19 protein-coding genes are annotated in these 19,644 nt (G+C 63.1%); 11 read left to right on the top strand and 8 right to left on the bottom strand.

What is annotated here, in order from left to right:
* The first annotated feature begins 75 nt into the window (after positions 1 to 75).
* The 3 genes from ABDB84_RS01110 (at position 76) to ABDB84_RS01100 (ending at position 2,740) form a co-directional block, all read left to right on the top strand.
* A complete protein-coding gene (locus tag ABDB84_RS01110) occupies positions 76 to 663 on the top strand; it encodes a TetR/AcrR family transcriptional regulator (RefSeq protein ID WP_345917821.1) in 588 nt (195 codons plus the stop codon).
* Positions 663 to 1,973, top strand: coding sequence for an NAD(P)/FAD-dependent oxidoreductase (locus tag ABDB84_RS01105; RefSeq protein ID WP_345917820.1), 1,311 nt, complete (start codon positions 663 to 665; stop codon positions 1,971 to 1,973). The genes ABDB84_RS01110 and ABDB84_RS01105 overlap by 1 nt, the downstream gene beginning before the upstream one ends.
* Positions 1,974 to 2,101: 128 nt before the next feature.
* On the top strand, positions 2,102 to 2,740 hold the full coding sequence (locus tag ABDB84_RS01100; RefSeq protein WP_345917819.1) for an NAD(P)H-dependent oxidoreductase: 639 nt from the start codon (positions 2,102 to 2,104) through the stop codon (positions 2,738 to 2,740).
* A gap of 117 nt (positions 2,741 to 2,857) precedes the next feature.
* Here the strand turns inward: ABDB84_RS01100 and ABDB84_RS01095 are convergent, their stop codons facing one another.
* From ABDB84_RS01095 to ABDB84_RS01065, 7 genes are read right to left on the bottom strand one after another with little or no spacing between them, the layout of a single operon-like run.
* Positions 2,858 to 4,024: a CapA family protein gene (locus ABDB84_RS01095; RefSeq protein ID WP_345917818.1), complete on the bottom strand. Its 1,167-nt coding sequence runs from the start codon at positions 4,022 to 4,024 to the stop codon at positions 2,858 to 2,860.
* Between the two features lie 6 nt (positions 4,025 to 4,030).
* Complete coding sequence (locus ABDB84_RS01090) at positions 4,031 to 5,923, bottom strand: CocE/NonD family hydrolase (protein ID WP_345917817.1); 1,893 nt, start codon at positions 5,921 to 5,923, stop codon at positions 4,031 to 4,033.
* 2 nt (positions 5,924 to 5,925) lie between these two features.
* The gene (locus ABDB84_RS01085) at positions 5,926 to 6,975 is read right to left on the bottom strand and encodes an ABC transporter substrate-binding protein (protein ID WP_345917816.1); all 1,050 of its coding nucleotides are present in this window, start codon (positions 6,973 to 6,975) and stop codon (positions 5,926 to 5,928) included.
* Positions 6,972 to 8,036, bottom strand: a complete 1,065-nt coding sequence (locus ABDB84_RS01080) for an ABC transporter ATP-binding protein (protein WP_345917815.1) — start codon at positions 8,034 to 8,036, stop codon at positions 6,972 to 6,974. The genes ABDB84_RS01085 and ABDB84_RS01080 overlap by 4 nt, the downstream gene beginning before the upstream one ends.
* Positions 8,033 to 9,025 (bottom strand): ABC transporter ATP-binding protein, encoded by a 993-nt coding sequence (locus tag ABDB84_RS01075; RefSeq protein ID WP_345917814.1) that lies wholly within the window; start codon positions 9,023 to 9,025, stop codon positions 8,033 to 8,035. The genes ABDB84_RS01080 and ABDB84_RS01075 overlap by 4 nt, the downstream gene beginning before the upstream one ends.
* Positions 9,025 to 9,939, bottom strand: a complete 915-nt coding sequence (locus ABDB84_RS01070) for an ABC transporter permease (protein ID WP_345917813.1) — start codon at positions 9,937 to 9,939, stop codon at positions 9,025 to 9,027. Before ABDB84_RS01070 ends, ABDB84_RS01075 begins: the two co-directional genes overlap by 1 nt.
* Positions 9,936 to 10,910, bottom strand: a complete 975-nt coding sequence (locus ABDB84_RS01065) for an ABC transporter permease (RefSeq protein ID WP_345917812.1) — start codon at positions 10,908 to 10,910, stop codon at positions 9,936 to 9,938. Before ABDB84_RS01065 ends, ABDB84_RS01070 begins: the two co-directional genes overlap by 4 nt.
* 198 nt (positions 10,911 to 11,108) lie before the next feature.
* On the opposite strand from ABDB84_RS01065, the gene ABDB84_RS01060 reads away from it, so the two are divergent.
* The 5 genes from ABDB84_RS01060 (at position 11,109) to ABDB84_RS01040 (ending at position 14,626) form a co-directional block, all read left to right on the top strand.
* Entirely contained in the window at positions 11,109 to 12,017 is a 909-nt protein-coding gene (locus ABDB84_RS01060; RefSeq protein WP_345917811.1) for a LysR family transcriptional regulator, read from the top strand.
* Between the two features lie 83 nt (positions 12,018 to 12,100).
* On the top strand, positions 12,101 to 12,712 hold the full coding sequence (locus ABDB84_RS01055) for a 3'-5' exonuclease family protein (RefSeq protein ID WP_345917810.1): 612 nt from the start codon (positions 12,101 to 12,103) through the stop codon (positions 12,710 to 12,712).
* A 159-nt stretch (positions 12,713 to 12,871) separates the two neighbouring features.
* Positions 12,872 to 13,420 carry a cytochrome b gene (locus ABDB84_RS01050; RefSeq protein WP_345917809.1) on the top strand — a complete coding sequence of 183 codons (549 nt, stop codon included), beginning with the start codon at positions 12,872 to 12,874 and terminating at the stop codon, positions 13,418 to 13,420.
* A gap of 24 nt (positions 13,421 to 13,444) precedes the next feature.
* Positions 13,445 to 14,005 carry a YceI family protein gene (locus ABDB84_RS01045; protein ID WP_345917808.1) on the top strand — a complete coding sequence of 187 codons (561 nt, stop codon included), beginning with the start codon at positions 13,445 to 13,447 and terminating at the stop codon, positions 14,003 to 14,005.
* Between the two features lie 48 nt (positions 14,006 to 14,053).
* Positions 14,054 to 14,626, top strand: a complete 573-nt coding sequence (locus tag ABDB84_RS01040) for a YceI family protein (protein ID WP_345917807.1) — start codon at positions 14,054 to 14,056, stop codon at positions 14,624 to 14,626.
* 81 nt (positions 14,627 to 14,707) lie between these two features.
* On the opposite strand, the gene ABDB84_RS01035 is transcribed toward ABDB84_RS01040, so the two are convergent.
* Positions 14,708 to 15,427 carry a FadR/GntR family transcriptional regulator gene (locus ABDB84_RS01035; protein ID WP_345917806.1) on the bottom strand — a complete coding sequence of 240 codons (720 nt, stop codon included), beginning with the start codon at positions 15,425 to 15,427 and terminating at the stop codon, positions 14,708 to 14,710.
* Between the two features lie 298 nt (positions 15,428 to 15,725).
* Here ABDB84_RS01035 and ABDB84_RS01030 point away from each other — a divergent pair, with 298 nt between their 5' ends.
* The 3 genes from ABDB84_RS01030 (at position 15,726) to ABDB84_RS01020 (ending at position 19,625) form a co-directional block, all read left to right on the top strand.
* Positions 15,726 to 16,880, top strand: a complete 1,155-nt coding sequence (locus tag ABDB84_RS01030) for a mandelate racemase family protein (RefSeq protein WP_345917805.1) — start codon at positions 15,726 to 15,728, stop codon at positions 16,878 to 16,880.
* A 36-nt stretch (positions 16,881 to 16,916) separates the two neighbouring features.
* Complete coding sequence (locus tag ABDB84_RS01025; protein ID WP_345917804.1) at positions 16,917 to 18,518, top strand: ABC transporter substrate-binding protein; 1,602 nt, start codon at positions 16,917 to 16,919, stop codon at positions 18,516 to 18,518.
* A gap of 66 nt (positions 18,519 to 18,584) precedes the next feature.
* Positions 18,585 to 19,625 carry an ABC transporter permease gene (locus tag ABDB84_RS01020; RefSeq protein ID WP_345917803.1) on the top strand — a complete coding sequence of 347 codons (1,041 nt, stop codon included), beginning with the start codon at positions 18,585 to 18,587 and terminating at the stop codon, positions 19,623 to 19,625.
* The last annotated feature ends 19 nt before the right edge of the window (positions 19,626 to 19,644 follow it).

Genomic DNA, 19,644 nt, shown 5'->3' with positions numbered 1-19,644 from the left:
GGTGGCGGAGCGCATGCGTCTGTTAAGCAGCGAAGTGCTACACGCAAGCCAAGTCAGCCGCGCGGGCAGGCGCGTGTGGACGCCATCCTCGACGCGGCGGCTGAACTGGTTGCTGTCGAGGGGTTAGCTGCGGTCAGCATGCACAGCCTGGCACGTCGTGCGCGCAGCTCGATCGGTTCGCTGTATCACTTCTTCGCTGACCGAGAGGCGGTGCTCAACGCTTTGCGCGAGCGTCATCTGCTGGTCATGCGACAGATCACTCAGCAATTGGCGCAGACCCCGGATGCGCTATGGCAGCAGTACACAGCCGAGGCCGTGATCCTCCATCTGCTGAGCCCGTACATCGCCTACATTCGCGCTCACGCGGACTTCCTGGTGCTGGTCAATGGTCGCGTTCCCCGCGAGGATGGCGCGGATTTCGTGCGCACCATCCTGCACGTACTGCAACTGCGCCTGCCTGCACTGTCGTCCGAGCGGGCGGCCGACTATGCCGCCATGCTGCATGCCATGGCCGCAGGCGCCATGCATGTCGGTTTTGAGATCGAGCCTGCACGTGCCGAGGTGTATATGCGCGAAATTCCTCGCGCCATGGCGGCTTATTTAAGCCAGATCGAGGCCTCGTTGCAGGCCGATGATGCAGGCATTCAAGAGGATGGCAAGTGATGGCAGACACGCAAGGGCGGCACAAGCTGCTGGTAGTGGGTGGTGGTGTGGCTGGTCTGGAGATCGCCACCCTGCTCGGTCGGCGCTGGCGCAAGGCGGGCGCGCAGGCGCCGCAGGTCAGCTTGCTCGACCGCGACTTTGCCCATGTCTGGAAGCCGATGCTGCACACCATCGCAGCGGGCACGCGGGATATTTCGCAGCAGCAGACGACCTATGTGGCGCAGGCACATGACTCGGGCTTTTCCTATCAGCCGGGCGAGATGTGCGGTCTGTCACGTGCGACGCGGGAGATCCTGATCGCGCCGATGCTGGCGCCAGACGGTCGTTTGCTGGTGCCTGCCCGTCGCCTGCCGTATGACACCCTGATCATGGCGCTGGGCAGCCAGGCCAATGATTTCGGTACGCCGGGTGTGGCCGAGCACTGCATGTGCATCGATTCGCGCCAGCAGGCCGATGCCTTCAATCGCGAGATCCGTCTGCGCATCCTGCAGTGTCTGGCGCAAGACACTGCCTTGTCGATCGCCATTGTCGGGGGCGGTGCGACCGGGGTTGAGCTGGCTGCAGAGCTGGTGCAATTGATGCAAACGGCCGTCGCCTACGGTGCTGCCGGACTGGAGGCGCGGATATCGATCACCCTGATCGAGAGCGGTCCGCGCTTGCTGGCGGCCTTCCCGCAGGATATCTCGGCGGCCACGCAGGCTCGTCTGGCTTCTTTGGGCGTCGTTGTGAAAACGGCAACGCGCGTCAGTGCAGCGACGGCCGATGGCTTTGTGCTCGGCGATGGCAGCGTCTTGCCGGCTTCCTTGCGGGTCTGGGCGGCGGGTGTCAAAGCGCCGGACTTTCTGGCCCAGATCGATGGTCTGGAGACCCGCCCCGGCAACCAGCTGGTGGTCCGCCCGTCTTTGCAAACCACCGAAGATCCGGCGATTTTCGCCCTGGGCGATTGCGCCAGCCTCAGCTTGCCCGGCGCGGCGCGGCCCTTGCCGCCCACGGCGCAGGTCGCGCATCAGCAAGCACAGCATCTGGTGCGCCATTTGCCAGCCTTCATCACACGCGGCAAGCCACTGCCGGATTTCGTCTATCGCGATTTCGGCGCACTGGTGTCGCTGGGGGAATACGACGCGTATGGCTCGCTGGGCAAATTCGGTTTGCTCAAGGATGTGACTTTCAAAGGACGTCTGGCCCAGCTCAGCCACGTCATGCTCTACCGCACACATCAGGCGCGCCTGCATGGATTCTGGCGTGGCAGCCTGCTGTGGTGGATCGACTTTCTCAATTCGCGCCTGCGTGCATCGATCCGGCTGGATTGATGGAGCAAGGCGCCGAGGCGGGGGGCTATCCCCTGAAATGCTGCATTTGATGGAGCGGCCGAGACCGCCCCTGACCTTAGCCTGGTCGCCGACCAGGCCAAATTTTTAATGATGGAAGTGAGTCCTGAATGTCATCTTTGCACACACAACTGAACTGGCGTTATGCCACCAAGAAATTCGATCCGACGCGCAGCGTGCCGGCTGAAAAGGTCGAGCGCATCGTTGAAGCGGTCCGCCTGACGGCGAGCTCCAGCGGCCTGCAACCGTATCAGCTGCTGGTGGTCACCAATCCGGCGCTGCGCGAGGCGATCAAGCCGCATGCCTGGAACCAGGCGCAGATCACCGATTGCTCCCACCTGCTGGTCTTCGCGGCCTGGGACAACTACACCACCGAGCGCATCAACACCATGTTTGACCTCGTCAATGAGGAGCGCGGCTTCAGCAATGAGGGCTGGGAGGCTTATCGTCAGAAGTTGCTGAACGCCTACCCGCCGCGCGATGCCGAGACCAACTACCAGCACGCCGCACGTCAGGCTTACATCGGGCTGGGCACGGCGCTGATTGCCGCAGCGGAGGAAGAGGTCGACAGCACGCCGATGGAAGGCTTCGATCCGGCCAAGGTCGACGAGATCCTCAAGCTGCGCGAACGTGGCCTGCGTTCGGTGATCCTCTTGCCGCTGGGCTATCGCGCCAGCGAAGGCGACTGGCTGGTGAACCTGAAAAAGGTGCGCACGCCGCGCAGCCAGTTCGTGATCGAGCTGAAGTAAGTCAGGCTGCACAGCCTTTGGGCGACGGCGGATCGTGCAGCAGGCACGATCCGCCGCTTTGTTTTTTGGTGCGTGCTGTGTGGTGCGTGCTGTGTGTGCCGCGCAGCTACGGCTGCATCAAGGGTTCAGCAGTGCGCGCCCGGCGTCGTCCAGATTCGAGCTGAAGCGCTGCAGGATCTCGGCCGCATCGCTGCCAGCGAGCGGCGTTGGTGTTGGTGCGCCTGCGCTGCCGCCTTCTTCTGCAGGGCGGCCGACGGCGATGGGCAGCACGTCGATGGCGCGGCAGCGATCCCGCTCATCAATATGCAAACGTACGGCCACGCTGCGCCAGACATCGACCTTGTTGTCGGCGTAGCGCTTGCTGCGGCGGGTGTGGAAGGCGAAATTGCCGAGCCCGCTGAACACCGGTTTGCCATCGATCAGCTGTGCCGGCTGCAATACCGGTGCGCCAGTGCCGAGGATCACATCGGCGCCGGCGGCGATCAGCTGGCGTGCCAGGGCGGGGAACCACTGCGGCGTGAGATGCCATTCGGGTTCCCAGTGGTGGTTGTGCAGGCACAGCACGATAAAGTGTCCGGCCTCGCGCGCGGCCGCCATGCTCTGGGCCAGTTGCGCGAAGTCATCGGGCTCGGCCTGCCAGTGTGCGGCTACGCTGGGGCCGTCGATGAAGTGTTGGCCGAAGGCTTGCAGCCCGTCTTCTGCGGCGCCCGCGCTGTAGCCAACGGCTTGGCGCGCGGCGAGGCGGCGATCATCACCCAGCTCGGCGAGGATCTCGCGCAGCGCGTGCAAGCGCTCCGGCGGCAGGGCAATGCGGCGCTGCATGCGCAGCGGGGCGATGCCGGCACGCATGGTATCGGCATACACGATGTCCGGCTGCGGACCCAGATCCAGCGCGAAGATCGCGGCCTGGCGACCCGCACCCAGCGGCAACAGACTGGGCCTGATTGCCTCGGCGATGCAGAGACCGCTGCCGGCAATCGACAGACCCGCTGCCTTGGCCGCGGCGTGGGTGGCGAGGATGCCCGGCGGGCCCAGATCGAAGGCGTGGTTATTGGCGTGGGCGAGGCTGCTAAAGCCCAGCGCGCGCAGCGAATCGAGCGCCGCTGGCGTGGCCAGATGCAAGGTCTTGGTCTTGGTCGGCCAGCCGGCATCGCTGGCGACGCTGGCTTCCAGATTGCAGAGCGCGATGTCGGCGCGCAGCAGCTCGCGCACGGCGCTATCGTCCCTTGGCTGCAAGGGGCCGTGCAGCAGGGCTTGGCCGCTCAGTGCGAGAGTGAAGCTCATCGGTGCTCAGCGTCCTTTCAGTGTGGCCAGCGGCGCAATCGGCAAGCTGATCGCCGACGGATGCAGGCTGCCGCAATAGACATGGTTGTGGGCGATGCGGCGCACGCGGCCGCTGCCCTCAGGCGCACCGGTATTGGGATTGACATCGTACTTGGGAAAGTTCGACGAGGAGATGTCGACGCGGATGCGATGGCCGCGCGCGAAGAGATTGGCGGTGGCAAACGCTTCGATCGTGATCTCGACAATCTCTCCAGTGGGCAGGGGCTCGGGATGTTCCCAGGATTTGCGGTAGCGGCAGCGCAGGATGCCATCGCTGAGATTCATCGCATAAGCGGTTGGGTAGTCGGCGCTGGGCGGATAGACGTCGATCAGCTTGGCGGTGAAGTCGGTATCCGGCGCATCGCTGGCGATGAACAGGCGCAGCTTGATCGGGCCGGCGACGAAGACATCTTCTTCCAGCTCGGCGGTCTCGAAGCTCAGCACGTCGGGGCGTGATGACAATGGCAATCCGTGGCCTTTGGCACCGAAAAATTGTGGCGCCTCGCGCTGATCGAATGCGCCACCCTCGAAGATCGGCTGGCCGCTGGTCAGCGCGCCGCCGATGGTCGGCACCGGATCATCGGGATTGAACAGGTAATCGAGATCGACCGAACCGCTGCTGGGCCGCTGCGCGCTCAGGCGGCCATCGCCATGCAGGTAGTAGTTGACGAACTGTGTGCCTGGCAAGGGCCACTGCTCAGCTGCCAGCCAGCGGCCACCGTGATCAAGGCGCCCTTCAGGCGTGCGCCGGCCGCTGCCGCCACCCATCGCGAAGATGCGCACTGCCGGGCTGGGGTTTGCGGGGGCGGCCGTTTTGAGAGCCTGGTTGAACCACTGCAGGCGATAGTCCAGCCAGCTTGGGGCGATATTGCCGCTCAGCGTGGCCGCCGTGCCGAAGGTCACATCGCCGGCGTGGCAGGTATTGCGATTGCCGTGCAGCCAGGGCCCCATGATCAGCTGCAGGCTGCGGTTGCCCGCTTTGAGCAGGCCGGCATGATTATCGAGCGTGCTGCGCACGTAAACGTCATACCAGCTGGACATCAGCAGGATCGGAATCCTGGGCAGGCTGTCGTAATAGCCTTCCAGGTACAGGCCGACTTGCCGCCAGCTGTCGTCAAAGCTGCCACTGCGCCACTGTTCGAGCAGGTATTGCTCGTACTCGGGCACCCAGCGCAGTGGCGAGATGCCTTCGCGCCAGGGCATGCGCTGGAACCAGGCGCGGATGTCCTCGCCATCGAGCGCCGCGCGCGCCGTGTCGTCGCCACTGGCGAGCACGCTCTCACGCGCATTGTTGTAGGCCCAGGTAGCTTGTTTGAGCTCGAAGGCGCCGCCCTGGCGAATGCCGCTGTGATAGGCATTGGCGAAGCCGCCCGAGTCGAGCACCATGGCCGCCAGACCCGGCGGATTGAGGCAGGCCATCGCCGCCTGCGTGTGCGCCGCGTAGGAGAGGCCCATGGTGCCGTAGCGGCCGTCGGACCACGCCTGCTCGACCAGCCACAGCGCCGTGTCGTAACCGTCGTAGGCTTCGGACAGGTACTTGGTGAACACGCCTTCGGAATCGTAGCGGCCGCGGCAGTCCTGATAGATCACCACGTAGCCGGCGCGCACGAAGTGCAGGGCGACTTCCTCGCGCTGCATGGCTTCCTGCATGCCGGGCTCCAGCTCCGAACGCGAGCGGCGCTGCTTGCCGTAGGGCGTGCGTTCGAGCAGGGCCGGGTAGCGGCCGGGCAGGGCTTGGCCTGCGCGGGCCGGGCGATAGATGTCGGTGGCCAGATGCACGCCGTCGCGCATGCGCACCATCACATTGCGCTCGATGTGCATCTCGGCGCTGAACGCCTGTGGGTCTGCGAGCACGCTCATGCTCACTTGGCCAATGAGGTCAGGGTAGCGGTGGTGGGCAAGCTGGCGGGATCATGTCCAGCCACGCCCGGTGGCACCAGCTGGCCAGCCGGTGTGCCGGCACCGTCGAGCATGGCGCGGATCAGTAGCGGGCGGTTGATCAGTGCTGACAGGGCGTGGCGCACGCGCACATCCTTGAGCGGATTCTTGTTCAGCGGCTTGCCGTCCTTGTCGGTGACAAAGGGGCTGTCGTCGCGGCTGCTGTCGAGCGCGAGGTAGACCAGGCGTGCCGATTCGACCGAAAACAGCTTCAGTCCCTTGATCTCGGAGAGGCTCTTCACATCACCGGGCGGCACCGCATCGATCAGGTCCACCGCGCCCGAGCGCAGCGCCGCAACGCGGCTGGCGTCACTGGAGATGAAGCGGATCATCACCTTGTCGAAATCGCGCTTGCCGCCCCAGTAGGCATCATTGCGTTCAAGGCTCAGGTGATCGCTGGGCACCCATTCGCGGAAACGATAGGCGCCGGTGCCGATGGCGGCTTTGCCGCTGTTGTAGTCCTCGACGCTGGCGTTTTCGGCGACCTTCTTTTCGAGGATGTAGACAAAGCCGATCTGCTCCATCAGGTCCGGGGTCGGCTGCTTGGTATGCACCAGCAAGGTCAGCGGATCGCTGGCGCTGATGCTGTCGATGGCGGCGACATTGCCCGAGAAGGGCGCCGGGCTGTTGGGCACGTTCTTGGCGCGATTGAGCGAGAAGATCACATCCTCGGCCGTCAGGTTCGCGCCATCGTGGAACTTGACGCCCTTGCGCAGCTTGATCTGCCAGATCAGCGGCGCCACCTGCGACCAGCTGATCGCCAGCCCCGGCTTGATCTGCATGTGCAGGTCGCTATCGACGAGGCGGTCGAAGACCTGCTGCGCGATGTTCTGGTTGTTGCCGGTGCGCGAGAACAGCGGATCGATCGAAGCCGGCTCGGTCGAGCTGCCAATGGTCAGGGTGGCTGCATGGGCTGCGGCACAGAGGCCGAGTGCCAGCATGGCCGTGGCGAGGGGACGCAGGATGTTGATCATGGGTGATCTCCGGAGGTGGCCAGGTTCCAGGCCGGGTTGAGCGCAGTGGGAGCGGCGGGGGTGTAGACGCTGATATCGAAATGGCATGCGATGTGGTGGCCGCTGTCGGCCTCGCGCAACTGCGGGCGCTCGCTGCGACAGCGCGCTTCGGCGTATGGGCAGCGTGGGTGGAAATGACAGCCGGCCGGCGGATTGAGCGGCGACGGGATCTCGCCCTGGATCGGCGTGAAGTCCTGCGCGCGCAGCTGCAGGCTCGGCTGTTCGCGCAGCAGCGCTTGGGTGTAGGGGTGCAGCGGCCGGGCGAACAAAGTTTCGGTGCTGGCGGTCTCGACCACGCGGCCCAGGTACATCACCAGCACACGGTCACACATGTGCTTGATGACCCCCAGATCGTGGCTGATGAAAATGTAGGTCAGCGCCTCGCTCTGCTTGAGTTCCATGAACAGGTTGAGGATCTGCGCCTGGATCGATACATCCAGCGCCGCCACCGACTCGTCACAGATCAGCAGGCGCGGATGCACGGCCAGCGCGCGGGCGATGCCGATGCGCTGGCGCTGGCCGCCGGAGAACTGGTGCGGGTAACGGTCAATGTAGGAAGGGTCGAGTCCGACGCGCTGCATCAGGCTGGCGACGTAGTCGCGTGTCTGTGCGGCGCTGACCAGACCGTGCACGCGTGGCGCTTCGCCGATCAGGTCGAGCACGCGCATGCGCGGGTTGAGCGTGGACATCGGGTCCTGGAAGATCATCTGGATCGCCAGGCGCATGGCCTTGTGCGCGTCGCCCGACAGCGAAGTGATCGGCTCGCCTTGCCAGCGCACCTCACCCGCGCTGGCGGGCATGATGCCGGCGAGCACACGGCCGAGGGTCGATTTGCCACAGCCCGATTCGCCGACCAGGCCCAGCACTTCACCGGCGGCAACGCTGAGGCTGACTTCGTCGACGGCGTGCACCACCTGTTCGTCGAGCGGTGCGCCCAGCCAGCGGGCGAGGCGCTCGGCGGCGTCCAGTCCGCGTGAGAAACGGCGCGAGACCTGACGCGCTTCGATCAGCGGCGTGCTCATGCCGGCTCCTTGTGCGAGGTGTGGATCAGCGGGTGGGCACATTGCCAGTATTGCTCACCCAGCATGCCGGTCGGCGGGGTGCTCTGACAGGCCGCATCGGCGTGGCGGCAGCGGTCCTGGAAAGCACAGCCGGCCGGGCGCAGATTGGGCGCCGGCGCCATGCCGGGAATCGGCTGCAGCGGCATGCCCTTGGGGGTCATCGCCGGAATCGCCGCCAGCAAGCCGGCGGTGTAGGGATGCGCGGGCTGGTCGAGCACGCTGGACACCGGGCCGGCTTCAACGATGCGGCCGGCATACATCACCATGATGCGCGAGACCAGGCCGGCGACCACGCCGAGGTCGTGGCTGATCCAGATCAGCGCCATGTTGAACTCGCGCGCCAGACGTTTGACCTCGAACAGGATCTGCGACTGGATGGTCACGTCCAGCGCGGTGGTTGGCTCGTCGGCGATGATGAGGTCCGGCCGGTGCAGCAGGGCGATGGCGATTGCCACACGCTGACGCATGCCGCCAGAGAACTGGTGCGGATAGGCATCGAGGCGCTCTTCCGGCGAGGCGATGCCGACCATGCCCAGCGCGTCGCGACTGCGCTGCCGCGCTTCTGCGCGCGAGACCTTGTCGTGCGCCAGCACGGTTTCCATCATCTGCGTGCCGATGCTGAGCACCGGATTGAGGGTCATCATCGGGTCCTGGAAGATCATTGCGATGCGCTTGCCGCGCAGCGCGCGCATCTGTGCGGCGGGCAGGCCGACGAGGTCCTGGCCCTTGAAGCGGATGCTGCCGGTGACGATGCGCCCCGGTGGGTCGAGCAGGCCGAGGATCGAGAAACCGGTGATCGACTTGCCCGAGCCGGATTCGCCAACGAGGCCGACGATCTCGCGCTCATGGATGCGGAAACTGATGTCGTCCACCGCCTTCATGACGCCGCGCCGGGTTTCGAAATGCGTCGACAGATGCGCGACGTCGAGCAGGATCTCAGGGCTGCTCATCAGCGTTCTCCTGTTCTGGGGTTGAGAACTTCGCGCACGCGGTCGCCAACAATATTGATGTTGAACACCAGGACCAGCAGGAGCATGCCCGGATAGAAGCTGATCCAGTATTCGCCGGACATCAGGGTTTCGTAACCATTGGCGATCAGCAGGCCCAGCGAGGGTTCGGTGATCGGCAGGCCGATGCCGAGGAAGGACAGCGTTGCCTCGGCCGAGATGGCGCTGGCCACCTGCAGCATGCCGACGACGATCACCGGCGGCAGACAGTTCGGCAGCAGGTGGCGCAGCAAGATGCGCGGCGTGCTGATGCCCAGGGTGATGGCAGCTTCGACATAGTCCTTCTGCTTTTCGACCAAGGCCGCACTGCGCACGGTGCGTGCGAAATGTGCCCACTGCACCAGGGTCAGCGCGAAGATCACCTTGCCGACACCTTGGCCGAGCACCGCCAGCAACATCAGCGCGACGAGGATGGTGGGCAGGCCCAGCATGAGGTCCACGCTGCGCATGATCAGGCTGTCGAGGCGGCCGCCGAAGTAGGCGGCGATCAGCCCAAGCAAGGTGCCAACCGCCATCGCCAGCACGCCGGAGAAGACACCGACGCCGATGCTGGTGCGCAAGCCATAGACCATCGCCGAGAGCATGTCGCGGCCTTGACCGTCGGTGCCCAGCCAGTAGTTGGCGCCTTCGAAACCGCTGCTGCCGGGCGGCAGTTTCGAGTCGAGGATATTCAGCGCGGCCAGATCGTAGGGGTTCTGCGCCACCAGAAAGGGCCCGCAGAGTGCAGCGAAGAGCAGCAGCAGACAGACACAGGCTGACAGTGTGGCCAGCGGGCTAGCGAGGATGCCGGCGAGCATGCGGCCGCTGGGCGTATTGCCGTTACGCAGGCGGGCGAACCATGAGAGAGCGGGCTTCATCGCTGGCCTCCGAGGCGGATGCGTGGATCGATCAGCGAATAGAGCAGGTCGACAAGCAGGTTGATAAGGATGAACAGCGTGACAATGACAAGCAGGTAGGCGACGACCACCGGGCGATCGAGCCTCATGATCGAGTTGATCAGCAGCTTGCCGATGCCCGGCCAGGCGAAGATCGATTCGGTGACCACCGCAAAGGCCAGCATGCTGCCCAGCTCCATGCCGACCACGGTGATCAGCGGGATCATGATGTTCTTGAGCACATGCACGCCGACGATGCGCGCCTCGGAGAGGCCGCGTGCGCGGGCGAACTTGATGAAATCCAGCGACATGGTCTCGCGCACACCAGAGCGGGTGAGGCGGATCACCAGGGAGAGTTTGAACAGCGAGAGATTGACGGCGGGCAGGATCAGGTGCGAGAGACCGTCGAGCGTGAACAGGCTGGAGTGGATGCCGAGGAAGCTGCCGATCTCGCCGCGTCCCGTCGAGGGCAGCCAACCGAGCCACACCGAGAACACCATGATCAGCATCATGCCTTGCCAGAAGCTTGGCAGGCTGAAGCCGAAGATCGATCCGGTCATGATGCCGGCATCAAGGCGGCTGCCCGGCTTGAGGCCGGAGATCAGCCCTAGCGGAATACCCAGACCCAGCGCCAGCAGCAGCGCGACCAGGGTGAGTTCGAGGGTGGCCGGCAGGCGCTGCAGGATCAGGCTGATCGAAGGCTGGTTGAACACGAAGGAGCGGCCCAGATCGCCATGCAGCGCATTCCACACGAAGTGCATGAATTGCTGCCAGAGTGGTTTGTCCAGCCCCAGCGAGGTGATGACCTGTAGGCGCTCGGCCGCGCTGGCATCGGGTGCGATGAGCATCTCGGTGGGGTCGCCAATGGCATATACACCAAGGAAGACCAGCAAGGCAGTAACGCTGAGTACGGCAAGGCTCTGCAGCAAGCGGCGGATGATGAAGACGCTCATCGCGCTACTTTCTGCCGATACATGCTCGACTTTGCGAGGTGGCATGTTTTCATCGGATCTTCTCTGTGAGGAAGCGGGTGTGAAAAACTATATACATTGCCCGAACAGGCGCAATACTATGAGTGGAGTGCATCGCGCTATGCGTTTTCCGGCAGCCGCGCGGGCGTGCAACAGCGTTTTCCGGACCACCAGGCAAGCATGAATTTCAAACAGCTCGAAGTCTTCAAGACCATCATGGAAGCGGGCTCCACCAATGCCGCGGTGAACGTCCTGGGTCTCTCGCAATCAGCAATCAGTCGTCAGCTCAGCGCGCTGGAAGAAGAGATCGGTCTGCAGCTCTTCCTGCGCGACAAGGGGCGCCTGGTGCCGCGTCCCGAGGCCTACCAGCTGATCGAGGAAGTCGAGGAGATCAGCCAGGGCGTCAGCCGCTTGCGCAACAAGATCAGCGATGCGCGCTCGGGCAGCGCTGCACAGGGGCTGGTGCGTGCTGCGCTGCCCAGCAGCATGGCCAATACCATGCTGCCGCCGGTGCTCGCCGCCTTCATGAAGGCACATCCGCGGGTGACCGTCGAGGTGCTGTGCGGCCCGTATGCCGACATCGAACGCATGGTGCACAACCGCGTGGCCAGTTTCGGCTTCGTGCGCCTGCCGACTGAAGACCGCAGCTTCAGCTGTCGGCCGATCACCCGGAGCAGCAGCTCCTGTGTGATTCCGCGCAAGCATCCGCTGGCGGCGCGGCCGAGCATCGAGCTGGCTGATCTGGCCGCCTGCGATCTGATCCTGCTCGGGCGCCAGCGCGTCAACCGCAACGAGCTCGAACACAATCTGCGCCGCGAGGTGTCTGGTTATCGCTGCCGGCTGGAAGTGCATTCGGTCGAGACCGCCTGTGCCTGTGCTGCGCAAGGTCTGGGGATCGCCATCGTGCCGACGATGATCGCACGCTACTTCAGTCAAAAGTCGATTGTCATTCGCCCGTTCTTGCCGGACTCGGCGGCGGAGTACGGCATCATCACCTTGCCCGGCGTGCCGCTGTCGCGCGCAGCACAAGCGCTGATCGACAGCATCGAGCAGGCGCTGGCGAAGGGTTCCGCGGCCGAGCAGCCTTGAGTGCGGGCGGCTGTTGAGAATGCTTTTATCATTGTTATTAACGAGGCTCGCGCAGGCGAGCCGTACCGGGTGATTGAAATCTGATGAAAAAGACCGGGCCATCGAAGGCTGAAACTGCATTGCTGGAGCCTTTTCCAGCGCTTACGCTGGCGCAGATCGAAGTACCTGTGAGCATGGAAGACTTTGCCGCAGCTTGCGCGCAGATCAAGGCGGCGGGCATGACGGGCTTTGATACCGAGTCGAAGCCGACCTTCAAGCCGGGCGAGACCAGCCAGGGACCGCATGTGGTGCAGTTCGCGATTGCGGAGCGCGCCTTCATCTTCCAGGTGCATCGACCCGAAGGGCGCGAAGCGCTGCTCGAACTGCTGCAGTCCGAATCCTTGCTCAAGGCAGGTTTCGGTTTGTCGTCCGACCGTAGCCAGATGCAGCGCAAGCTGGGCCTGCGTCCGGCCGCGATGCTCGATCTGGACAGTCTGTTCCGCAAGGACGGTTACAGCGGCGACATGGGCGTGCGCGCGGCGGTCGGTCTGGTGCTGGGGCAGCGTTTCCACAAGTCCAAGCACGTGACCACTTCCAACTGGGCTTTGCCGCAGCTGTCGGCGCAGCAGCTGCTGTATGCCGCCAACGACGCCTACGCCGCCTATAAAGTGCTCGAAGCGCTACGCCGCACGCGCCCTGAGCTGCTGGAGGCCTGAGTTTGCGCGGGTGTTTCAGGGCTTCTGTAGCAGGCGATTTGTAAAGGTTCCCGTTTGTTTGATGCGGTTACTGCAATAATTAATTGCTTTGAGCTCTATTAATCTCAAATAGCGGTTTGGTTAGAGTGGCACTCAGTTCAATTCACTGTGCCCTGAGCCATGACCTCCAGCCCCAAAACCTATAACCGCACTGCGATCAGCCTCCATTGGCTGGTGGCCCTCGGTATTGCAGGCACTCTTTCGCTCGGTTTCTACATGAGCGATCTGCCGTTTTCGCCGGCCAAGCTGCAGTACTACTCCTGGCACAAATGGGCCGGCGTCACGATTTTCGCGCTGGCGCTGTTCCGCTTGCTGTGGCGCGCCATTCACGGCGCACCGGCTGCGCCTGCTGGCATGCCGGCCTGGCAGCACGCCGCCGCCGAGTGGACGCACCGTCTGCTGTATGTGCTGATGCTGGCGATTCCGCTCTCGGGCTGGCTGATGAGCTCGGCCAAGGGCTTCCAGACGGTGTACTTCGGCGTCTTGCCGATCCCCGACCTGATCGGCAAGGACCCGGAGCTGGGCCACAGCCTCACCGAACTGCATGAGCTGCTCAACTTCGGCATGCTCGGCCTGGTGCTGATGCATGCGGGTGCCGCATTCAAGCACCACCTGATCGATCGCGACGATGTGCTCGCACGCATGCTGCCCTTCCTCAAGAAGTCCTGATTCGCCACCTTACGGAGAACGAAAATGAAATTGCATAGTGCAGCGCTCGCGCTGGGTCTGCTGGTCTCCCTGTCCGCCGGCGCGGCTGAATACAGCCAGTTGCTGGCCGACAAGAGCGCGCTCGGCTTTACCTACAAGCAGATGAATGTACCGGTCGAGGGCAGCTTCAAGCGCTTCAAGGCACAGCTGGCTTTTGACCCGGCCCAGCCGGCCAAGGCCAGCGCGGCTTTCGACATCGAAGTGGCGAGCATTGACGTTGGTTCGGCCGAAGGCAATGGCGAAGTTGGCGGCAAGCTGTGGTTCAACACCGCCGCCTTCCCGACGGCGCGGTTCGTGTCGAGCGCGGTCAAGCCGCTGGGTAATAGCCGTTTTGAAGTGGCGGGCAAGCTGAGCATCAAGGGGCGTACCCAGGATGTGGTGGCACCGGTGAGCTTCAAACAGGATGGCGCCAATGGCGTGTTTGAAGGCGTCTTGCCCATCAAGCGCGCGGACTTCGGCATCGGCGAGGGCATGTGGGCCGATTTCGGCACCGTGGCCAACGAGGTGCAGATCCGTTTCCGCCTGGTTGCCGCAGCAAAGAAGTAAGCAGTTCCGCAGTTTTCATTCAGACCATTTCAATAAAGGATGTGCCCCATGATCAAGAAAATCGCCCTCGTGGCAGCCCTGTCGGTGTTCTCCTTCTCCAGCTTTGCGGCGAGCGAGACCTTTGATATCGACCCGACGCACACCGCGCCGCGCTTCGAGTACAACCACATGGGTTTCAGCACCCAGCTGCATCGCTTTGACAAGACCAGCGGCAAGATCACGCTGGATCGCGCCGCAAAGACTGGCGCCGTGGATGTCAGCATCGAAGCCAAGTCGGTGAATACCGGCTGGGACGTCTTCAATGGCCACCTGCAAGGCGAGGATTTCTTCAACGTCGCCAAGTTCCCGACCATCACCTACAAGTCCACTGCAGTGAAGTTCGATGGCGACAAGCCGGCTTCGATCGAAGGCAATCTGACGGTCAAGGGCATCACCAAGCCGGTGACGCTGACCGTCACCCACTACGTGCTGCAACCGAATGGCATGGTCAAGCGTGATGCCATCGGCGCCGTCGCCGTGGCCAAGATCAAGCGTAGCGATTTCGGCATGGCGGCCTATGTGCCCTATGTGTCGGACGAAGTCACGCTGACCCTGGTCGTCGAGGCGATCAAGAGCAACTGATTTATCCCCCGTAGTCGCTGCAACAAAAAAGCCGCCGGATGCAGATCCGGCGGCTTTTCATTTGGTGCTGCGCGCGCTGTCTTACGCGATCAGCTGGGCGATACTGCGCTGCAGGCGCGATTTGCTCTCCGAGAGGTGCATGCGTAGCGCGGCACGTGCCGCTTCCGGGTCCTGCTTCTCGATGGCGTAGCAAATCTGTTCATGCTCGCGCTGGATGCGCGCCAGATACTCCTGCATCGGCACCGCATCGAGCTTGACCGATTGCAGGCGTGCGCGCGGGATCAGCAACTCGCCGACGTAATTGAACAGTTTGAGGAAGTGCGGGTTGCCTGCCGCTTCGGCCAGGCTGCGGTGGAACTTCATGTCGCTCTGCACGGCATCCTCGCCGCGCGTGATCGCCGCCTGCATCTCGGCGAGCGCCTCGCGCATGCTGGCCAGCTGTTCAGGGCTGCGGCGCTGGGCGGCGAGCACGGCGGCCTCGCTTTCGAGCGCGATGCGCAGCTCCAGCACCGAGACCATCTCCTGCACGGCCGAGAGATTGGCGGTATCGATCTGGAAGCCGTCGCTCTTGTCCTGCTGCATGACAAATGCACCGACCCCCTGCATGGTGGTGACGCGTCCATTGGCGCGCAGATTGGCGATGGCCTCGCGCACCACGGTGCGGCTGACGCCGAATTCGTTGATCATTTCCGTTTCGCTGGGCAGGCGCGCACCGACGGCGTATTGGCCGGCGGCAATACGCTCGGACAGGGTGCGGGTGAGCTGGACGGTCAGGGTCTCGCGGCGTCGCATCGTTTGCATGGTGGTATTCAACTCGTATCCTGCGTGAGCTTGCTTGTATGATGAGTTCGGTCTGGGACGGGCGGAGTACTTGTTTCTTGTTACACATGTTAGCAAGTGATCTTGTGCTTGCATAGCGGCTTGCCGAGCCGCCAGTCAGCCAGATTTAGCGCTTTTATTCATTGGCTTGCAGCTTTATTAGGGTTAACGATTAAGGGTTTGGTGGATTTGACAGAGGCTTTGTCGTCTCACTACTATCCGCTCAACTTGTATGACGACTGATGTCTGTCGTTTCCGCTCACCGCTTCCAGGAGCATTCATGAAGATCGAAAGTCTACGCGGCACCGTTTTTACCTATCCCAGCAAACGCTTGGTCGATAGCGCGGGGCATTCTCATCCGGGTCCGGAAAAGGACGCCAAAATGGCCATGCTGACCATCACCTGTGACGATGGCAGTCAGGGCCATGCCTTCGGCCCGGTCGAGGTGGTGCGCAAACACGTGCTGGATGCTTTTTTCCGCAAGGTGATGATCGGCGCCGATCCCTTCATGCGCGAACAGATCTGGCAAGACCTGGCGCACTGGCAGCGCGGCAGCGCCGGGCAGCTGACCGACCGGGCGATGGCGGTGGCCGATCAGGCACTATGGGATCTGGCGGGGCGCAAGCTTGGTCAGCCGGTCTACAAGCTGATCGGCGGCTATCGTGACAAGGTGCCGGCCTACGGCAGCACCATGTGTGGCGATGAGCTCAAGGGCGGTTTGTCAACGCCTGAGGAATACGCCGATTTCGCCCTCAAGCTGGTTGCCCGCGGTTACAAGGCGATCAAGCTGCACACCTGGATGCCGCCGGTGTCGTACGCGCCGAGTGTCGACATGGACATCAAGTGTTGTGCGGCCGTGCGCGAGGCTGTCGGGCCGAACATCGACCTGATGCTCGACGGCTATCACTGGTACAGCCGGACCGAAGCGCTGAAGATCGGCCGCGCACTGGAAAAGCTCAACTTCGCCTGGTTCGAGGAGATGATGGACGAGCAGAGCATGTCGTCCTATGTCTGGCTCACCCAGCAGCTGGACATCCCCATCCTCGGCCCCGAATACATGGGCGGCAAGCATCACACTCGCGCCGAGTGGATCAAGTCTGGTGCCGCCACCATCACCCGTGCCGGTGTGCCCGGCGTCGGCGGCATCACGCCGACGCTGAAGGTCGCCTACATGGCCGATGCTTTCGGCATGAACTGCGAGGTGCATGGCAATGGCGCGGCGAATCTCGCCGTCTGCGCGGCGATCAAGAACTGCGCCTGGTACGAGCGTGGTCTGCTGCACCCCTTCCTCGACTACGACGAAGTGCCGGCTTACCTCAACAGCCTGGCCGACCCGATGGACAGCGAGGGCTATGTTCACCTCTCGCAAAAGCCGGGGCTCGGCGAGGACATCAATTTCGACTACATCGCCGCGCACACGCTAGAAAACTACTGATAAAGCGCGCCGGTTTATCACCAAAGGAGAATCGTGATGAAGATGCCCACCCTGCTTGCCGCCTGTGCGCTGGCCGTGTCGATGCTTGGCACGCCAGCGCTGGCCAAGACGCCCAACGATCAGCTGATCGTCGGCATGAGCATGAACAACCTGTTGTCGCTGGACCCCGCAGGGGCAACCGGCAATGATGTTGTCGAAATCAATGCCAATCTCTACGACTCGCTCGTCGAGCTGGATCCGAAGAACACCTACAAAGTGCTGCCCGCGCTGGCCGAGAGCTGGGAAGTGTCGGCCGACAAGCGCAGCATCAGCTTCAAGATCCGCAAAGGTGTCAAGTTCCACAGCGGCAATCCGCTGACGGCGCAGGATGCAGCCTGGTCGCTGCAGCGCGTGCTCAAGCTCAATCTGGCGCTCGCTTCGGTGTGGAAGGGCTATGGCTTCACGGCGCAGAATGTCGACAAGCAGATTCGTGCCACCGATGCGCAAACCCTGGTGATCGATCTGCCCGAGCCAACCGACCCCAAGCTGGTGATCTACACCCTGGGCACTTCGGTCAGCGCACTCGTGCTCGACAGCAAGAAGGTGCTGCAGTTCGAGAAAGATGGTGATCTCGGCCGCACCTGGCTGACCACCAATGAAGCCGGCTCCGGTCCCTTTGCGCTCAACGAGTGGCGGCAGAAAGATGTGCTGACGATGACACGCTTCGACGGCTACTGGCGTGGCGCGCCCAAGCTGCGCCGCGTGCTGCTGCGTCACATGACCGAGTCGCAAACCTTGCGACTGATGCTTGAGCGTGGCGATATCGATATTGCCAATGGCATGTCGGTGCCGGATGTGGAAGCCGTCAAGAAGAACCCCAATATCGCCATCGAATCGGTACAGCGCGGCAATGTGTATTACGTGGCGCTCAGCGTGAAAGATCCGAAGTTTGCCGACAAGCGCGTGCGTCTGGCGATCCGCAACCTCATCGATTACGAGGGCATCAACAAAACGGTAATGCCCAATTACGGCATCCTCCACCAGCGCCCGGTGCAACTGGGCTTGCCGGCAACCTTGCCGGAGCCCGGCTACAAGCTCAATGTACCGGTCGCGCGCAAGTTGCTCGCCGAGGCCGGATTCCCGAATGGCTTCAAGACCACCATTCGCGTGCTCTCCGATCCGCCCTTCATCAATATCGCCACCAATCTGCAATCGACCCTGGCGCTCGGCGGCATCGAAGCGAGCGTGATTCCGGGCACCGGCAACCAGGTCTATGGCGCCATGCGTGATCGCCAGTTCGAGATCATTGTCGGTCGTGGCGGTGGTGGCGCCGAGCCGCATCCGCACAGCAGCCTGCGCTCCCTGGTGTACAACCCGGACAACCGCGATGAAGCCAAGCTGTCCAACTTCCAGGGCTGGCGCACCTCGTTCAGCAGCCCCGAGATCAACGCGCTGATCGACAAGGCCGAAGTCGAGACGGACGAGAAAAAGCAGCTGGCCATGTACCAGGACGTGCAGAAGCTCTACGACCAGCAAGTCGGCCCGATCCAGCCGGTGTCGCAAATGATCGACACCGTGGTCTTGCAGAAGGACGTGCGCAACTACCACACGCATCCTTCAGCAACCACCCACTGGCGCGACGTCTACAAGCAACGCTGAGATCCTGATCGTTGCCACGGCACGCCGCAGGGCGTGTCGTGACAAGCTTCACTGCGGAGTCATCCAATGAGCACTTTGATTTTGCCGGGGCTGAACAGCCGTCGGCTGGCCGCTATCGGCCGTCGTCTCACCGTGGTGGCGGTGACCTTGCTGGGTTTGCTGGCACTGACCTTCTTCATCGGTCGCGTGATGCCGCTCGATCCGGTGCTGTCCATCGTCGGTTCGGATGCGGATCAGTCGACCTATCAGCAGGTCTATCACCAGCTGGGGCTCGATCAGCCGCTTTACATGCAATTCGCGTACTACCTGCGCGACCTTCTGCACGGTGATCTGGGCCGCGCCCTGATGACCGGCAATCCGGTGACCACCGACATCGCCCGCGTCTTCCCGGCCACCATCGAACTGGCCACCCTGGCCATCGTGTTCGGCACCGGCCTTGGCGTGCCGCTGGGTGTGTATGCCGCTACGCGCCGCGGTCGCTGGGGCGACCAGATCGTGCGCGTGATCAGCCTCTGTGGCTATTCGGTGCCGGTGTTCTGGTTCGGCATGATGGGCCTGATCGTGTTCTACGCCTGGCTGGGCTGGGCCGGTGGTGCCGGTCGCGTCGATCTGGCCTATGACGGTCTGGTCGAACGCCGCACCGGGCTGCTGCTGGTCGACGCCGCCCTCGCTGGCGAGTGGGAAGTGTTCGGCAGCGCCATCCGCTTCATCACCTTGCCGGCCTGCATCCTCGGCCTGCACTCGATGGCCTACATCGCGCGGATGACCCGTTCCTTCATGCTCAACCAGCTCAATCAGGAATACATCATCACCGCGCGCGTCAAAGGTCTCTCCGAGTTCGAGGTGGTCTGGCACCACGCCTTCCGCAACATCCTCGTGCAGCTGCTGACCATTGTTGCGCTGGCCTACGGCGGCCTGCTCGAAGGTGCGGTGCTGATCGAAACCGTCTTCGCCTGGCCTGGCTTTGGCAGCTATCTGACCAGCAGCTTGCTGCTGGGCGACATGAACGCCGTGATGGGCTGCGTGCTCCTGATCGGCATCATTTTCGTGACTCTCAATCTGGTGGCCGATGCGCTCTACCAGGTCTTCGATCCCAGGACCCGCTGATGATGAATGCGACCATGAC

The sequence above is a fragment of the Uliginosibacterium sediminicola genome, assembly GCF_039631295.1.
In the GTDB taxonomy this organism is placed as follows: Bacteria; Pseudomonadota; Gammaproteobacteria; order Burkholderiales; family Rhodocyclaceae; genus Viridibacterium; species Viridibacterium sediminicola.
This window is presented reverse-complemented; position numbering and strand designations above follow the sequence as displayed.

What these genes read in the sequence shown, in the direction of transcription:
- ABDB84_RS01105 (WP_345917820.1), top strand. Translation starts at nt 663, where the DNA reads ATGGCAGACACGCAAGGGCGGCACAAGCTGCTGGTAGTGGGTGGTGGT.
- ABDB84_RS01100 (WP_345917819.1), top strand. Translation starts at nt 2,102, where the DNA reads ATGTCATCTTTGCACACACAACTGAACTGGCGTTATGCCACCAAGAAA.
- ABDB84_RS01095 (WP_345917818.1), bottom strand. Translation starts at nt 4,024, where the DNA reads ATGAGCTTCACTCTCGCACTGAGCGGCCAAGCCCTGCTGCACGGCCCC.
- ABDB84_RS01090 (WP_345917817.1), bottom strand. Translation starts at nt 5,923, where the DNA reads ATGAGCGTGCTCGCAGACCCACAGGCGTTCAGCGCCGAGATGCACATC.
- ABDB84_RS01085 (WP_345917816.1), bottom strand. Translation starts at nt 6,975, where the DNA reads ATGATCAACATCCTGCGTCCCCTCGCCACGGCCATGCTGGCACTCGGC.
- ABDB84_RS01080 (WP_345917815.1), bottom strand. Translation starts at nt 8,036, where the DNA reads ATGAGCACGCCGCTGATCGAAGCGCGTCAGGTCTCGCGCCGTTTCTCA.
- ABDB84_RS01075 (WP_345917814.1), bottom strand. Translation starts at nt 9,025, where the DNA reads ATGAGCAGCCCTGAGATCCTGCTCGACGTCGCGCATCTGTCGACGCAT.
- ABDB84_RS01070 (WP_345917813.1), bottom strand. Translation starts at nt 9,939, where the DNA reads ATGAAGCCCGCTCTCTCATGGTTCGCCCGCCTGCGTAACGGCAATACG.
- ABDB84_RS01065 (WP_345917812.1), bottom strand. Translation starts at nt 10,910, where the DNA reads ATGAGCGTCTTCATCATCCGCCGCTTGCTGCAGAGCCTTGCCGTACTC.
- ABDB84_RS01060 (WP_345917811.1), top strand. Translation starts at nt 11,109, where the DNA reads ATGAATTTCAAACAGCTCGAAGTCTTCAAGACCATCATGGAAGCGGGC.
- ABDB84_RS01055 (WP_345917810.1), top strand. Translation starts at nt 12,101, where the DNA reads ATGAAAAAGACCGGGCCATCGAAGGCTGAAACTGCATTGCTGGAGCCT.
- ABDB84_RS01050 (WP_345917809.1), top strand. Translation starts at nt 12,872, where the DNA reads ATGACCTCCAGCCCCAAAACCTATAACCGCACTGCGATCAGCCTCCAT.
- ABDB84_RS01045 (WP_345917808.1), top strand. Translation starts at nt 13,445, where the DNA reads ATGAAATTGCATAGTGCAGCGCTCGCGCTGGGTCTGCTGGTCTCCCTG.
- ABDB84_RS01040 (WP_345917807.1), top strand. Translation starts at nt 14,054, where the DNA reads ATGATCAAGAAAATCGCCCTCGTGGCAGCCCTGTCGGTGTTCTCCTTC.
- ABDB84_RS01035 (WP_345917806.1), bottom strand. Translation starts at nt 15,427, where the DNA reads ATGCAAACGATGCGACGCCGCGAGACCCTGACCGTCCAGCTCACCCGC.
- ABDB84_RS01030 (WP_345917805.1), top strand. Translation starts at nt 15,726, where the DNA reads ATGAAGATCGAAAGTCTACGCGGCACCGTTTTTACCTATCCCAGCAAA.
- ABDB84_RS01025 (WP_345917804.1), top strand. Translation starts at nt 16,917, where the DNA reads ATGAAGATGCCCACCCTGCTTGCCGCCTGTGCGCTGGCCGTGTCGATG.
- ABDB84_RS01020 (WP_345917803.1), top strand. Translation starts at nt 18,585, where the DNA reads ATGAGCACTTTGATTTTGCCGGGGCTGAACAGCCGTCGGCTGGCCGCT.